Here is a 14,313-nt window from a genome sequence, read left to right as displayed (position 1 = left end):
CCCTGACTTGCAGATACGAGGTGTAGATAGGGGCGGCAGGTAGCTTGAACGAAGCTACCCGCCGCCCCTATTTTTGCCTTTATTCGCCCGCAGATTATTTACCGTCTGCGTAGTTGTGCACCCGCGCCACCGACACCGGAAAATCAACCGGCACCCGACCGAAGAGCAGACGCGCCGCCTCCGCAGCACCCTCACGTACAATACGCTCCACGCGATCCGCCTCCAGCTCAGGACCGCACAGCAGAAGCTCATCGTGCAAAAAATACACAATGCGGGTGCGCATCGGCATACCAAAAATCCGCTCAGACAGCAGACGAGAACGCACCGCGCCCATCCAGCACAGAGCCCACTCAGCCGCCGTACCCTGAACAATAAAATTGCGGGTCATACGCCCGTGCGCACGCGCAGTCGACACCGCACGCGACTCAGCCGCCGGCGAAGACCGATCAGCCACAATCTCACGGAAACGCTCATCCACCGGCGGGGACGTACGACCCAAAAAAGTCGTCACCTGCCCGCCCGCCTCACCAATGCGCGCGGCACGCTCCGTAAACTCCATCGCCTGCGGAAAAAGCGCCGCCACATGCGGCAACAGGGCACCAATCTCACCGCTGCGACCGCCATACATAATCGCCAGCATGCCCACCTTCGCGTGGGAACGCTCCGTCAAACCCACACCCTTCATGCGCGCCAGCTCGGCAATACCCGCATACAGGTCAGCGCCACGACCCGCCGAAGCGAGCGCCTCATCACGGCTCAACGCCGCCAAAATACGCGGCTCAATCTGCGAGCCATCCGTCACCGTCAGCACCTGACCCTCCGGCGCCTGCACCGCCTGACGAATCTCCGCAGGCAGCTGCAACGCACCACCGCCGGAAGCGCCCCAACGCCCGGTCGCGGCGCCACCCACCTCAAGATGCGGGCGGAACGCACCCTCAGAAACCCAAGTATCAGCCCACGTCCAGCCGTTAGCAGTCCAAATACGGTACAGCTTCTTATAACGAAGAATCGGGTCAACCAGCGCCCAACGCTTCTGCCGCTGAGCCGGAATCGCATCCGCCCAACTCTTCAACTCCCACGAACGCGTAGACTTCACCGAAACCCCCGCAGACTGCAAAGCACGCAAAAGATCCTGCGGCGAATCCGGGTTCAACGACGGCATAAACAGCATGCGCTGAATCTGCTCCGCCAACTCCTGCATCTTCTGCGGACGCTCACCAGGCGCCGGACGCGGACCCAACAACTCGCACAGATGCTCATGATGCGCCTGCACATTAAACGGGATGCCGTAATAACCAATCTCAGCCGCCACCAACGCACCGGCAGATTCAGCCGCCGCCAAAAGACGCAACCGCTCCGGGTGCCTTGACTCGCTAATAGCGCGCGCCTGTGCCAGCCATTCACGCATCAGCACACGCACCACCGGATGCTCCGGCAGCAGAGTCACCGGGCCCGCCGCCAACTGCGGGGCAAAAGGCTCATGAGGCGCCGCCTCAAGGAAATCGGGGGAGGAATCTGCAGAGGAATCGGCAGGTGCGGCGGAAGAGGTGGCGGGCGCACTCAAAAAATCAGGGCCGAACAGCTCCTCCTGACCCTGAATCTGCCGCGCCATCGGCAGATACCCCTGAGGCTCGGCCGCCTCACGCACATCAGAAAGATCCAGCACCGGGCTGTACTCCACAAAACCGCTCGGATGCGTAGCGGCAGTCGCCAAAATCCGCTGCACCAGACGCAAATCATGGCACAGATGCACCCGCACCCCGCGGCGCAGAAGCAACGGGTCAACATGGCGGGTATCAGCCCAAATCCAGCGGGGGAAACGCGTCTGCGCCGAATCTGCCGCCTGCCGCTCCACCTCTCGCACATACGCTGGAAGATTCGCCGCACTCACCCGATCCGCACGTGTAATCCGCGGAATAAAGGTCGGGTCCTGCAACTGCTCAGCGGTCGGCGCCGAAAAATGAAAAGCACCCCACGAGGTCACCGGCTGAGCACCGCGCGGGGACGCACCCGCGGCAATAGCCGAGGTGACCGGGTGCGCGGGGGTGCCGGTCTGGGCGGTAATACCCGCGCCGGTGGCAGGACTGAGCAGAACGTACATTCTTCCATTATCGAGGATGTGCCGGTAGAACGGGTGGTGCGTGGTTATCACCAGAATTTACGGGTGGTTTGTCATAAAAGCGCCGGATGCGTGCGTTTTGTTCGTTTGAGGTGCGTGCATCGTGGATATTTCAGGGTGCGAGAGGAGTTATCCACAGAACGCTCATTCTCTTAAAAATTCGGGGCGGGCGCAATGCTCTCCTAGAGCCATGAACCCCGCCATGAACCCCTCCAACAATCCCGGCAGCCCCAACGGTTGCCCGCCGCGTGCCGTACAGGGCGTGAATCAGCCGGGCGCACAGAATACGGGCGTCCAGAACACCCGCACGCACTCGCTACCCGCCCTGCTCATTCCCGAAGACTATCGCGCCCGCGCCGTCGCCCTGCACGCCCGCGAACTGATTCTGCGCTCGCCGCAGATGAGCGCTACCGCCCTGAACGGTTTTAGTGGCGGGTTCGGTGGCGGACTCAATGCTGAGTTTGAGAGGGTAGGGGAGCGTACGCCCGCAGAGGGTGCAATCGCCGCGGGGAGTGCAGCCCCCGCGGGCAGTGCAAATACTGCGAGTGCTGCGGACGGTGGATTACTCCAGGAATCCCAGCCCCTCCGCGAGATTCTCGAAAACGCCGTGGACGAGGCAATCTGCGCCATCGACGGTGGACACCTGGGGAACACGAACGCAGAAGGAACGGGCGCAGGCGGAACTAATGTGATGAAGCCCCGAAAATTCCGCACCAAAACGGTGCAACCCGCGCCCGCCTCCTGGAGTTACCCCAGCGTGGAATACGTGCCCGTCAACCGGCAGACCGCGCTGCGCTACCTCGCCGCGGAACTCTACGGTCTCGGCGCCCTCGACCTGCTCCTTGACGAGGGGCAACGCGCCGGAACCATCACCGATATCTACGTGAACTCACCCTGTGATATCTGGGTGGGCATCAACGGAACCACCCGCCCCGTGGCGCTGAGCCTCGGCAATGAGCGGCGCGTGCGTGACCTCGCCGAGCGGCTCATCCGCAGGCACGGCGGGCAGCTGGATGCCGCGCATCCGGCGGCTGACATTAGCGATGAGCACGGCAGGCGTATCCATGCGATTATCCCGCCGCTGAGCGAACGCACCCGGCTCTCCGTGCGCCTACCCGCCCGCGAGCGCCCCACCCTGGCGCAGCTGCAGGCTGCGGGGCTGTGCGATGAGGCGACCGCCGCCTACCTGCGCCGCATGATTGCCGAACGCCGCGGATTCCTCATTAGCGGGGGCACCGGCACTGGCAAAACCACCCTGCTCAATGCCCTGCTGGGGCTGTGCACGCCGCAGGAGCGCCTCATTTTGCTCGAAGACACCCCGGAACTTGCACCGCAGCATGAGCAGGTTATTGCCCTCAAAACCCGCGCCGCCAACTCCGAAGGCGCCGGCGAAATCGGGCTGGGTGAGCTCATTGTGCAGGCGCTACGCATGGGCCCGGATCGGCTCGTGGTCGGTGAGTGCCGCGGCGCGGAGGTGGTGCACCTGCTGACCGCCATGAACACCGGTCACCGCGGTGCTGGAACGACCCTGCATGCCAATAGCGCGCAGGCGGTGCCCCTGCGTTTGTGCGCCCTGGGTGCACTCGCCGGGCTGGATAGTAGAACGGTTGCTCTACATACGGCGACGGCTTTTGAACGCATTATCCACCTGGAACACCGGGATGGTCGCCGCCGCATCGAGGGTATCTACAGTCTGCACCCCGCCACACAGGGGAGTGAAGAGTACCTGCAGGTCAGGCGTATTTCTGTCGAATCCAATGTTGGGTACTAGCCCCCGAAATGGGGGAAACGGAAAACGTGAAAGGAGGAAGCAATGAAGCAGAAAGAGAAGAGTAATGGAAGCCCTCGCGGACGCTGGGCTGAGTGCTGGGTTGAGCGTATCGCCGGGCCCGCCAGTGCCGAGGAAATGCGCATGTGGCCGCTCATGTTGCGCACCCTCGCGCTGAGCCTGCGCGCCGGTATTCCTCTGCAGGAAGCGGTGCACGCCAACCCGGGCTCCGGGCAACTCGGGGAGTCCGGGCAGTTCGGGGAGAACGAGCTGGTGCAGGGTGCGGGGAAAACGCACGCAAAGAAAACAACCGCCCGGAAAAGCACCCGACTCCGACGAGCGCGAAGCTCCTCGCCGCTCTCCGAAGACTACGGGCAGAAGCGGTGCGCCGAAGATATTCGCCGCTTCACGCAGGCGCTCGCCACGGTCACCTCCTGGGGTGCCCCAGCGCACCTCGCCTGCGCCCAACTGCTCGAAAACAGCGCCCGGATGCGCCCGCACAGTCGCGAGCGCCTGCACGACCTGCAGCTGAGCCTTCGTATGAGTGAGAGCGCCGGCGCGCCGCTCGCCACGAGCCTGGAACGCGCCGCCGAACACGCCGAAGAACGCATTGACGCGCTCCTGGGTAGGCAGAGCGCCCTCGCCGCACCGCGCGCCACCGGCAGAATCCTCTCCTGGCTGCCGTTGCTCGGCCTGGGTCTGGGTGTGCTCATGGGAAGCGACCCCGTGGGCGTGTTGACCGGCTCCATTCTCGGGGCGCTTACCGGCTTGCTCGGGTTGGGGCTCGCCTTTGCCGGGCGACGCTGGACCGCCGTGCTCGTGCATCGGGCTGAGGTGGAGAGCGCGGCAAGTAGTGGAGCCGAACAAACCTCGAACGTGCCGCCCGTCGATACCGCCCTCGTGCTGGAACTACTCGCCGCGCAACTACGCGCCGGGCTCGCACCGCTCGCCGCCCTGGGCACCCTCGCCGAGGCGCTCAACAGCCGACCGCTACACACGGTCTGCCAGCGCCTACAGATGGGCAGCGGTTGGGGGAGCGCCTGGTCGGGCTCCGCGGCGGGAACCTTCGGTGAGCTGCGGGATGCGCTCGCCCCCGCCTACACGGGCGGCGCACCCAGCACTGCGCTACTGCTCTCCCTCGCCGATGCGCACCGCCTCAGCGAGCGCCGCGCGGCAGAACGTGCCGCAGGAAGGCTCTCCGTGGCGCTCGTGGTGCCCCTCGGGCTGTGTTCGCTACCCGCCTTTATCTGCCTGGGTATTGTGCCCATCCTCATTTCGCTGCTACCCACGCTGACTGGCTAAAGAACCAAGCCCATAAGCGCTGTTGACTAGCTGAAATGCCGAAAAGTTTAGACCCTCGCTCTGCGCCTCGAAGGCAGAAGAGCACCCACCCCGCCCCGAATGACCGGGGCGCAACGAAAGGAAAACCAATGACGAACACCCTCTGCGAAGCAATCCGCCACGACCTGCACCCGGGCGATGCCCCGATTACTGCCCCGGTCGGCGCACCGCGTGAAATTCAGGCTCACGCACCCGGTGCTGAAGCGCAGACCATTCTGGGTCCCGTACCGCTGTCCGTTGCCATTGCAACCACCATGAAGCAGCTGCGCGAAGAATGCCCCGAGCTTTTTACCGATGTTGAACTTTTCACCGGCGCTGAGCAGAAGCATGCCGGCCCTAGGATTGACCCCGCCGAAATGGAGATGGATATGAACACTGACCGCCTGAGCCCCGAGCAGGCGCTGACCATTGCCCGAGCGCTCGCCGAGGGCTGCACCCTGGACGAATGCGGCGCCACCTGCCGCAGCCTGGGTGAGCACGCGCCCGGCTGTGCCGAATACGTGCCTGCTGAAGGCGATGAAAAGACGCCCGCTGAGTATGCCCCGGCGGGTGATCCGGAGGAGGGCGCCTCCACCGCGGAGTACGGCATTGTGATGCTTGCGGCGGTCGGCTTTGCTGGTCTGCTGGTGCTGATTCTCAAGTCCGATGAGGTGCGTTCCATGCTCCTGGATATTGTGCGTAATGCGCTGTCTATTGCGGGCAATACGGGACTGCTCTAGCGCTTTTGAAAATTCCATCGTGGAGTTTTGCTCTAGGTGCTATGCACCCCGAAAAATGAGGCAAGAAAGGAGGAATAAAGAATGAATGCTCATGTGAATTTGGGTGCTTGGTGGCATGCTCAATCCGCAGGTAAAACCGGGGCGGAATCGGTGCCCGATACCCCGCACGAGGACGCCGCAGAAGAGGGTGTCATCACCGCCGAATTTGCGGTCGCCCTACCCGCCGTGACGGTGGTGCTCGCCCTCTGCCTGGGCGCCGCCTCCACGGGGGTTGCGCAGCTCAAGGTGGAGGAATCCGCGCGAACGGCTGCCCGCGCCGCCGCCCGCGGAGACTCCGAGGCGCAGATTCGCTCCGCCGTCAGTCGCATCGACCCGGCGCAGAGTGTGCAGATTTCCGTTTCTCCTGATAGCGCAGTTGATGCAGGGGAGGGGCGCGCCCGGCAGGTGCACGTGCGGGTGAGCCGCCCCGCCCCCGGCGTGATTGGCTCGACGACCGGCTGGGTACTGCGAGCGGACGCCCATGCCCGCGTTGAAGGTGGTGCTGGCAGTCAAGAAGGCACTGGCGCTCAGGAAAGCGCTGACAGTGAAGAAAGCATCGGCAATGATGGTGAATAAAAGCTCGGTTCTCGCCTGCTCCGCGGAAGAGCAACCCGAAGAGGGTAGCGGCACCGTCCTCGCCCTCGCCATTATTGCCGCGCTGCTGGTGCTGACCGTGGTAATTGCCGGGCTCATCGGGGTGGTTTCTGCGAATCGCAGGGCGTCCGCCGCCGCCGATTTGAGTGCGCTCGCGGCGGCGGATGCCTACCGCGGGCTCACAGAGGGCGACCCGTGCGCGGTCGCAGCGGACCTTGCCGAACGCCACGGCGCGCACCTGGAATCCTGCACGTTTCCGGATCGCCCCGAAACGGTGGAGGTGACGGTCGCCGTCCCCGTCGCAGGACCCATGGGCATGCTGGGCCCGGCGAGGGTGCGTGCCCGCGCCGGGGCTGAGTCCCCCGAGGAAGAGCTTCCCGAAGAAGAGCGCGCGGCGGCGGGGGACGCGGAGGAGCTGAGCCCCGATGAGGTTGCCGAGCTGGAGGAAGAGCTGGGAGCCGAGCGGGACTCGGTGCCCGAATCTCCCGATCCGGAAGGCCCAGTCGACCCAGAAAACCCCACCGACTAGGCTTTTTGCGCTCACCGGGAGTTGTCATCCCAGCTTGCGTGACCTGTGTTCCTACACCTCCGCCATACTCCGCAACATTGCCGTCAGCAGCGCCCGCGCGCCGTGTTTGCTGAGCGGCTCGTTGCGGTTGCCGCATTTGGGCGAGTGCACGCAGGAGGGGCAACCGTTTTCGCATCCGCAGCTTTCGATTGCTTCAAGGGTGGCGCTCAGCCACTGCGCAACCGCGTTGAAGCCGCGCTCGCTAATGCCCGCGCCGCCGGGTGCGGCGTCGTAGACGAAAATGGTGGGCCTGCCGGTGTCCACGTGAAGCAGCGTGGAGAGTCCACCCAAATCCCAGCGGTCGCTGGTGGCGATGAGCGGCAGCAGTCCGATGGCGGCGTGCTCGGCGGCGTGCAGGGTGCCGGGGCCGTCCTCTTCGGTTACGCCCGCGCCGAATAGGTAGCTGGGCTCGAAGGTGAACCAGACCGCCTCGGTCATGAGCACTTCCGGCGGCATGGGTTGCGCTTCTTCGCCCAGGTATTCGCCGCCGTAGACGGAGAAGCGCCGGTATCCGGTGACCTGGTCGGTGACCTGAACCTGCCCGCGGTGCATGGTGAGCGGGGCGAGCTGCTGCGCGTCGGTTTCGGGGATTGAGATTTCGGGAGCAAGCTCGCTGGGAACCGCTTCCCCAACATTCTGCGCACCGTAACTAACCCGCGCACGCTCCGCCAGAATACGCACCTCGGTGCTCTCAACGGCGCGCGTGTAGTAGTCCGGGTAGACGCGGCTGAGCAGAATCACGCGCTCGCCCTCGCTGAGGGACTCGACCACGTACTGCGCGCTCTGGTGAATGTAGATTGCGCCCGGGTGCCCCTGGCTCATGGCGTGTGCGGCGTCCATGGTGCCAACCAGGGTGCCGTCTTCGGTGTCGATGAGCTGGTAGGGTCCGCCGCCGGTGCCGCGGATATCGACCAGGTCGGCGGCGGATTCGGCGTGCGTCCAGTACCAGCCGTCCGGGCGGCGACGCAGGTATCCCTGCTGTACCAGTCGGTCCAGCAGTGCGGCGGTGTGCGGTCCGAACAGGCTTAGCTCTTCGGTGCGGATGGGCGCCTCCTGCGCGGCGGCGCACAGCTGCGGGGAGAGCACGTACGGGTTCGTCGGGTCGAAAACAGTCGCCTCAACCTCCTGCCCGAAGATTGCCTCCGGGTGGTGCACCAGGTAGGTGTCGAGCGGGTTGTCGTCGGCGATGAGTACAGCGAGCGCATCCTGACCGCTTCGGCCCGCGCGGCCCACGCGCTGCATGAAGGAGGCGCGGGTACCCGGCCAGCCCGCCACGATGACCGCGTCCAGTCCGGAGATGTCGATGCCCAGTTCCAGGGCGGAGGTGCTCGCCAGGCCGAGCAGTTCGCCGTTGCGGAGTTTGCGTTCGAGTTCGCGGCGCTCTTCGGGGGTGTACCCGGCGCGGTATGCGGCGACGCGGTGGGAGAGACCCGCCTCCACCTCGTCGAGGTAGCGTTGGGTTTTCTGAGAGAGGATTTCTACGCTGCGGCGCGAACCGGCGAAAACCAGGGAGCGGGTGCGGGAAAGCACCAGGTCGGTGAGCATTTGCGCGCCCTGCTCCACGGGGGAGACACGGCGCGGCGCCTCCTGCTCAGCCTTCGACTGGACCGCCTGCTGCTGGGTGCTGCGGGCGCCCTTGGCGAGCTGATCGTGCGCCTTGGGCGGCATGAATTCGGGCTCCCAGAGCGCGACGGTGGTTTCACCGCGTGCGGAGGTGGACTCGGTAACGGCGGTGACCGCCTGCTGCGGCACGCCGATGAGCTTGGAGAAAGACTCGACCGGGTTGGAGCTGGTTGCGGAGGCGCCGTAGAACACGGGCACGGTGCGGTAGAGCGCGCAGACGCGGCGCAGGCGGCGCAGCAGGTTGGCGATGTGTGCACCGAAAACGCCGCGGTAGCTGTGCGCCTCGTCGAGCACCACGTAGCGCAGCCCGCGCAGGAAGGATGCCCACTGCCGGTGGTTGCTCAGGATTGAGTAGTTGAGCATGTCCGGGGTGGTGAGGATGAAGTTGGCGTGTTCGCGGATCCAGCGGCGTTCGCCGGTGGGGGTGTCGCCGTCGTAGCTTGCCGCGTGGAGTCCGGGTAGGTTGTAGGAGGTGAGGGCGGTGAGCTGGTCGGCGGAGAGTGCCTTCGCCGGTGAAATGTAGAGAACGTTCGCTCTATTATTGAGGTTTTCTGCCACCGAATACGCGGAAGTTGAGCTCACCGGCTCGCCACAGGATGCACGATAAATAGCGTCCAGGGTGGGCATCAGGTAGCTCAGGGTCTTGCCCGAGGCGGTGCCAGTCGCCACAATCACGTGCCCGCCGCTGCCGGTGCTCTTCGCGTCTTCGGCGTGCGCGGGAGCCGGTGCTTCAATGCGCCCAGGCTCAAGACGCTCAGCTTCAACCCGCTCAGCCTCAATGCGCCCCGCCTGCCAGCCGTAGCGCGCCGCACTCGCCGCCAGCGCCGCATCAAGACCCGCGTGGGCGGCGTTCGCCGCCTGCACCTGGTGGGCGTAGGGCTCGGCAATGCCGAGCGATTCGAAGGCCTCCACCACGCGCGGATGCAACCACTGCGGCCACGGCGCGTAGCTCGCCTCCCTGGCGGCAATGGTGTGAATATGGGTCACCTGCTCGGGCAAGGTTCCGGTGCGTGCCGCCTCCGGCAACAGGGACGCCAGTACCTGCTGTGCGCTCGCGGGTAGCTCGCGGTAGCGCGGCGTTTTTGGGTGCGCCGCAGACTGCCCCTGCTCGTGCGGGTGTGCGGGCAACTGTTCGGGGTGCTGGTTGGCGTTCTGCGGGGAGGTGCTGTGCGGCATGGGTTCCATTGTAGAGCGGCGGGCTAAAACCCGACCTGCCGCCGGTCACGCGCTACCCTGAACGCCGGCTCCGAATCCGGCTCCGAATCCGGCTCCGAACCCGCTCGGATCCTGCCCTGACCCCGGGCCTAGCCCCCTAACCTAACCCCGCCCTAATCCTGTCCCAGAACCGCCCCAGTACCGCTTCTGTACTGCCGACCCCGTAGTCAGCGCGCACATATCAAAAAATCTGCATACTTTAGGCGTATATGACGATAAAATAGTTTCGTGGCTCAAAATAAGATTATTCTGTATTACCAGTTCGCCCCCATCGCCGATCCGCAGGCGGTCATGCTCTGGCAGCGTGCCCTCTGCGAGAAGCTCGGCCTGCGCGGGCGCATCCTCATTTCCAAGCACGGCATTAACGGCACCCTCGGCGGCGAAATCAACGCGGTCAAGGCGTACACCAAGGAAACCCGCAAGTACCCCGGCTTCAAGAACATGGAGTTCAAGTGGTCCGAGGGTGGCGCGGAGGACTTCCCCCGTCTGTCCGTGAAGGCACGCGACGAGATTGTGGCTTTCGGTGCTCCCGACGAGCTACAGGTGGACGAGAACGGCGTCGTTGGCGGCGGCGTGCACCTGAAGCCTGAAGAGGTTAACAAGCTTGTTGAAGAGCGCGGCGACGAAGTGGTCTTCTTCGACGGCCGTAACGCATTCGAGGCGAAGATTGGCAAGTTCAAGAACGCTATCGTTCCCGACGTGCGCACCACCCACGACTTCATTCGCGAGATTGAGTCCGGCAAGTACGATCACATTAAGGATAAGCCGGTCGTCACCTACTGCACCGGTGGTATTCGCTGCGAGATTCTCTCCGCGCTCATGAAGAACCGCGGCTTCAAGGAGATCTACCAGATCGACGGCGGCATCGTGCGCTACGGCGAGAAGTACGGCGATAAGGAACTCTGGGAAGGCTCGCTCTACGTCTTTGACAAGCGCATGCACATGGAGTTCACCCCGGACACCGTCACCATCGGCAAGTGCGAACAGTGCGGCGCCCCCTCGAACAAGTTCGAGAACTGCTCTAACGAGAACTGCCGTGAGCTGGTTCTGCTCTGCCCCGAGTGCGCAGCTGATGACGCGAAGCGTCATTGCGTGCCCGAGTGCTCGGTGGACCGCGAAGCAGCTGAGGCGAACGCCTAATGGCAGCCGCTAAGGGCGGCGCGGTTCAGATTTCTGAACCTCGCATTGAGGAGCACCCGGCGATGGTCGTTGCCGGCGTTTCGCAGGTGTTCCCCCTGGACGGCGACTTCTCCTCGCTGTGGGATGAGCTGAATCAGAAGGCGTCCCCGGCGATGCTGGATGTTCTGAACGTGACCCAGTACCTGGGCGTGTGCACTCAGCCGAACCCGAAGGGGCAGGTCCGCTACACGGCGGGCTTCCTAGTTTCGGAGCCGGCGAGCGCGGCGAAGCTTGGTCTGGGCGTGCTGGAGTTGCCTGCGAGCACCTATGCGGTGGTTGAGGTGACCGGCCCGATTTCGGAGTCCATTCCGGCTGGCTTTGCGAGCTTTGAGGAGGCGTTCTTCGCGAAGAATCCGCAGTACCGCCCGGTGGGTGGTCTTGAGGTGTACGGTCGCGGCGATATGCAGGCGGCTGATTACCGTATGGAGCTGTGGGTTCCGCTGGCGAAGCGTTCCTAGGGCAGTTTGTTTCTGCCGTTGTAGTTGCAGTTTTAGCTGTTGAGTAGAAGGGCCCGGTGGTGCGATGCGTTCGTGCCGCCGGGCTTTTCTGTGCCCTTTTCGGCTATATTTTGCGTCAGCATTTTGTGGCGGTATGTGTGCGCCGGGTGGGTGGGGTGTGCAGGCGGGTGAGGCGTGCGGGCGGGTGAGGTGTGCGGCGAAAGGGGAGTGGTGCTCTGTGTGTAATACTCCGAAACAAAATACTTGACATGTAAAGTATTTGGGTTTAGATTTAAACCACCAGCCCGGCACTACACGAACCCGGGCGCAACCCGCAAAGGAAAAAACAATGAGCACCCCCACCAACCCCGGCACCCCGCAGCTCGACGAGTCCATCCGCATCAGCCACCTCGAACCCATGCACGGCGACGAGAAGAAGCTCGGCTTCCTCTCCTTCGGCCACTGGGCTGAGGTCCCCGGCTCCCGCGTGCCCTCCGCCGCAGAATCCCTGCACCAGGCAATCGACCTCGCCGTAGGTGCCGAAGACATCGGACTGGACGGCGCGTTCTTCCGCGTGCACCACTTCGACCAGCAGCAGGCAACCCCCTACCCGCTGCTCTCCGCAATCGCCGCCAAGACCGAACGCATCGAGCTCGGCACCGGTGTGATTGACATGCGCTACGAAAACCCGCTCTACATGGCTGAACTTGCCGCCATGGCAGACCTTATTGCGGCGGGTCGACTGCAGCTTGGCGTCTCCCGCGGCTCGCCCGAATCCGTTATCCGTGGCTTTGAGAGCTTCGGCTACTACCCGGCAGAAGGCGAAAACGAGAGCGACATGGCGCGCCGCCACCTCGACATTTTCCTCAAGGCAATCGAGGGTGAGGGTATGGCGCCCAGTGCCCGTGTGGCGGGCAAGTACGCCCCCGTCCAGCCGCAGTCGCCGGGTCTGCGCGAGCGCATCTGGTGGGGCGCGGGCACCGATAGCACCGCCGTGTGGACCGCGCAGAAGGGTCTGAATCTCATGTCTTCAACCCTGATGCTGGAAGATAGGGGCATTCCCTTCGATCAGCAGCAGGCGCAGCAGATTCGCCTTTTCCGCTCCGAGTGGGTGAAGGCGGGCAATTCGGGTGTTCCGCGTGTTTCGGTGTCCCGCTCGGTGCTGCCCGTTATCGACGAAACCTCGGCACGCTACTTCGGTCGCCGCGCCGCGGAGGACTGGCAGGACTACACTGGCATTATTGACAACAGCTTCTCCCGTTTTGGTCGCAGCTACATTGGTGATCCGGCGGATATTGCCGAAGAGCTCGCACGTGACGAGGCGGTTCAGGCGGCGGACACCGTGCTGCTGACCATCCCGAACCAGCTGGGTGTGGACTTCAACCTGAAGATGCTTGAGGCAATCGTGAAGGAGGTCAAGCCCGCGCTGACCACCAAGTAAAGCCCCTGAGGTGAAGACTCCGCAGAACCTTCTGCGCTAGCAGGGTTTCGCGCCAGCGTGCCGCCGTCGCTTCCGTGATGGGCGGTGGTCGCTGATGAGCGCGAACTCTGCCGCCTCCCGAGGGCAAGGGCGCGGAGCACGTGCGGCAGCCCGCACAAGTGGACAATTGGTCAGTTATCACTGTATAGTCATCGTATGCTGACTATTGCTTCACACCTCGACGTCATGAACCGGCTCGGCCGCGCCATGGCCGACCCGACACGTTCCCGGATTCTGATGACCCTCCTCAGCGGCCCGAGCTATCCAGCCGTGCTCTCGCGCGAGCTGGAGCTGACCCGCTCGAACGTGTCCAACCACCTGACCTGCCTGCGCGATTGCGGAATCGTCGTCGCCGAGCCCGAGGGCCGCCAGACGCGCTACGAGATCGCCGACCCGCACCTCGCCGCGGCACTGACGTCCCTAATCGACGTCACGCTCGCGGTGGACGAGGCCGCGCCGTGCATCGACCCGGCATGCTCGGTGTCGGGCTGCTGTGGAACGGCGGCGGGAGCATGAGCGAGACCCTGACCACCGCGCGCCGCGCGATGCTGCACCGGCGCGTCCGCTTCATCGTCGGCTTCACGATCACGTACAACGTAATCGAGGCAATCGTCGCAGTCTGGGCAGGCGTCCTCGCCTCGTCCGCGGCGCTCATTGGCTTCGGGCTCGACTCGGTTGTCGAGGTACTCTCGGCCGCGGCCATCACCTGGCAGTTCACCCGCAAGGACCCTGAGCGGTGGGAAACGGTCACCGTCAAGGCCATCGGTATCGCGTTCTTCGCGCTGGCGGCCTACGTCTCAATCGACGCGGTGCTAGCCCTGGTCGGCCAGGAGGGCCCCGACCGCAGCCCGCTGGGTCTCGGTATCACCGCGCTGAGCCTGGTCGTCATGCCTCTGCTGGCGTGGATTGAGGTCCGCACCGGGCGGGAGCTGGGCTCCAAGAGCGTGATGGCCGACGCCAAGCAGCTCATCCTGTGTATCTACCTCTCCGGTGCAGTGTTCATCGGCCTCGTCCTCGACAGCCTGTTCGGCTGGTGGTGGGCTGACTCGGTCGCGGCGCTGGTCGTGGCGGTGCTCGCGGTGCGCGAAGGCCTGGAGGCCTGGCGCGGCGACGTCGAGTCGCCGTTCGAAGTGCTAGAGGACCTCGAAGACGAGGACGACTAACCCGTCACCCGACGATGAAGAGCCAGTGCTGCAACCCAGACATGCGCTACGAAAACCCGCTCTACATG

General features: G+C 64.3%; 12 protein-coding genes. 10 read left to right on the top strand and 2 right to left on the bottom strand.

Annotation, left to right across the window (positions count from 1 at the left end; translation table 11 throughout):
- Window positions 1–94: 94 nt before the first annotated feature.
- Window positions 95–2,101 (bottom strand): bifunctional 3'-5' exonuclease/DNA polymerase, encoded by a 2,007-nt coding sequence (locus tag HMPREF2682_RS05110; protein ID WP_070831957.1) that lies wholly within the window; start codon window positions 2,099–2,101, stop codon window positions 95–97.
- A 208-nt stretch (window positions 2,102–2,309) separates the two neighbouring features.
- Between HMPREF2682_RS05110 and HMPREF2682_RS05105 the strand changes: the two genes are divergently transcribed.
- The 5 genes from HMPREF2682_RS05105 (at window position 2,310) to HMPREF2682_RS05085 (ending at window position 7,109) form a co-directional block, all read left to right on the top strand.
- Window positions 2,310–3,890, top strand: coding sequence for a TadA family conjugal transfer-associated ATPase (locus HMPREF2682_RS05105; protein ID WP_246827255.1), 1,581 nt, complete (start codon window positions 2,310–2,312; stop codon window positions 3,888–3,890).
- A gap of 42 nt (window positions 3,891–3,932) precedes the next feature.
- On the top strand, window positions 3,933–5,189 hold the full coding sequence (locus tag HMPREF2682_RS05100; RefSeq protein WP_070691120.1) for a type II secretion system F family protein: 1,257 nt from the start codon (window positions 3,933–3,935) through the stop codon (window positions 5,187–5,189).
- 128 nt (window positions 5,190–5,317) lie between these two features.
- A complete protein-coding gene (locus HMPREF2682_RS05095) occupies window positions 5,318–5,947 on the top strand; it encodes a DUF4244 domain-containing protein (protein WP_070691115.1) in 630 nt (209 codons plus the stop codon).
- Window positions 5,948–6,028: 81 nt separating this feature from the next.
- Entirely contained in the window at window positions 6,029–6,562 is a 534-nt protein-coding gene (locus HMPREF2682_RS05090; protein ID WP_070634910.1) for a TadE family type IV pilus minor pilin, read from the top strand.
- Complete coding sequence (locus HMPREF2682_RS05085; RefSeq protein ID WP_246827254.1) at window positions 6,468–7,109, top strand: Rv3654c family TadE-like protein; 642 nt, start codon at window positions 6,468–6,470, stop codon at window positions 7,107–7,109. The genes HMPREF2682_RS05090 and HMPREF2682_RS05085 overlap by 95 nt, the downstream gene beginning before the upstream one ends.
- Before the next feature lie 51 nt (window positions 7,110–7,160).
- Here the strand turns inward: HMPREF2682_RS05085 and HMPREF2682_RS05080 are convergent, their stop codons facing one another.
- A complete protein-coding gene (locus HMPREF2682_RS05080) occupies window positions 7,161–9,956 on the bottom strand; it encodes a DEAD/DEAH box helicase (RefSeq protein ID WP_070831951.1) in 2,796 nt (931 codons plus the stop codon).
- A 258-nt stretch (window positions 9,957–10,214) separates the two neighbouring features.
- Here HMPREF2682_RS05080 and HMPREF2682_RS05075 point away from each other — a divergent pair, with 258 nt between their 5' ends.
- The 5 genes from HMPREF2682_RS05075 (at window position 10,215) to HMPREF2682_RS05055 (ending at window position 14,245) form a co-directional block, all read left to right on the top strand.
- Window positions 10,215–11,126: an oxygen-dependent tRNA uridine(34) hydroxylase TrhO gene (locus HMPREF2682_RS05075; protein WP_049338579.1), complete on the top strand. Its 912-nt coding sequence runs from the start codon at window positions 10,215–10,217 to the stop codon at window positions 11,124–11,126.
- A complete protein-coding gene (locus tag HMPREF2682_RS05070) occupies window positions 11,126–11,623 on the top strand; it encodes a GyrI-like domain-containing protein (protein ID WP_049338580.1) in 498 nt (165 codons plus the stop codon). The genes HMPREF2682_RS05075 and HMPREF2682_RS05070 overlap by 1 nt, the downstream gene beginning before the upstream one ends.
- 328 nt (window positions 11,624–11,951) lie before the next feature.
- Window positions 11,952–13,043: an LLM class flavin-dependent oxidoreductase gene (locus HMPREF2682_RS05065; protein WP_070831948.1), complete on the top strand. Its 1,092-nt coding sequence runs from the start codon at window positions 11,952–11,954 to the stop codon at window positions 13,041–13,043.
- A 195-nt stretch (window positions 13,044–13,238) separates the two neighbouring features.
- Window positions 13,239–13,598, top strand: a complete 360-nt coding sequence (locus HMPREF2682_RS05060; protein WP_005508274.1) for a Cd(II)/Pb(II)-sensing metalloregulatory transcriptional regulator CmtR — start codon at window positions 13,239–13,241, stop codon at window positions 13,596–13,598.
- Window positions 13,595–14,245, top strand: coding sequence for a cation diffusion facilitator family transporter (locus HMPREF2682_RS05055; protein WP_049347144.1), 651 nt, complete (start codon window positions 13,595–13,597; stop codon window positions 14,243–14,245). Before HMPREF2682_RS05060 ends, HMPREF2682_RS05055 begins: the two co-directional genes overlap by 4 nt.
- The last annotated feature ends 68 nt before the right edge of the window (window positions 14,246–14,313 follow it).

Origin of the sequence: Rothia sp. HMSC061D12 (genome assembly GCF_001836735.1) — a bacterium.
Classification (GTDB): Bacteria; Actinomycetota; Actinomycetes; order Actinomycetales; family Micrococcaceae; genus Rothia.
This window is presented reverse-complemented; position numbering and strand designations above follow the sequence as displayed.

Coding starts and splice junctions, on each gene's coding strand:
- HMPREF2682_RS05060 (WP_005508274.1), top strand. CDS start 13,239: ATGCTGACTATTGCTTCACACCTCGACGTCATGAACCGGCTCGGCCGC.
- HMPREF2682_RS05110 (WP_070831957.1), bottom strand. CDS start 2,101: ATGTACGTTCTGCTCAGTCCTGCCACCGGCGCGGGTATTACCGCCCAG.
- HMPREF2682_RS05105 (WP_246827255.1), top strand. CDS start 2,310: ATGAACCCCGCCATGAACCCCTCCAACAATCCCGGCAGCCCCAACGGT.
- HMPREF2682_RS05080 (WP_070831951.1), bottom strand. CDS start 9,956: ATGGAACCCATGCCGCACAGCACCTCCCCGCAGAACGCCAACCAGCAC.
- HMPREF2682_RS05070 (WP_049338580.1), top strand. CDS start 11,126: ATGGCAGCCGCTAAGGGCGGCGCGGTTCAGATTTCTGAACCTCGCATT.
- HMPREF2682_RS05065 (WP_070831948.1), top strand. CDS start 11,952: ATGAGCACCCCCACCAACCCCGGCACCCCGCAGCTCGACGAGTCCATC.
- HMPREF2682_RS05090 (WP_070634910.1), top strand. CDS start 6,029: ATGAATGCTCATGTGAATTTGGGTGCTTGGTGGCATGCTCAATCCGCA.
- HMPREF2682_RS05085 (WP_246827254.1), top strand. CDS start 6,468: ATGCCCGCGTTGAAGGTGGTGCTGGCAGTCAAGAAGGCACTGGCGCTC.
- HMPREF2682_RS05055 (WP_049347144.1), top strand. CDS start 13,595: ATGAGCGAGACCCTGACCACCGCGCGCCGCGCGATGCTGCACCGGCGC.
- HMPREF2682_RS05095 (WP_070691115.1), top strand. CDS start 5,318: ATGACGAACACCCTCTGCGAAGCAATCCGCCACGACCTGCACCCGGGC.
- HMPREF2682_RS05100 (WP_070691120.1), top strand. CDS start 3,933: ATGAAGCAGAAAGAGAAGAGTAATGGAAGCCCTCGCGGACGCTGGGCT.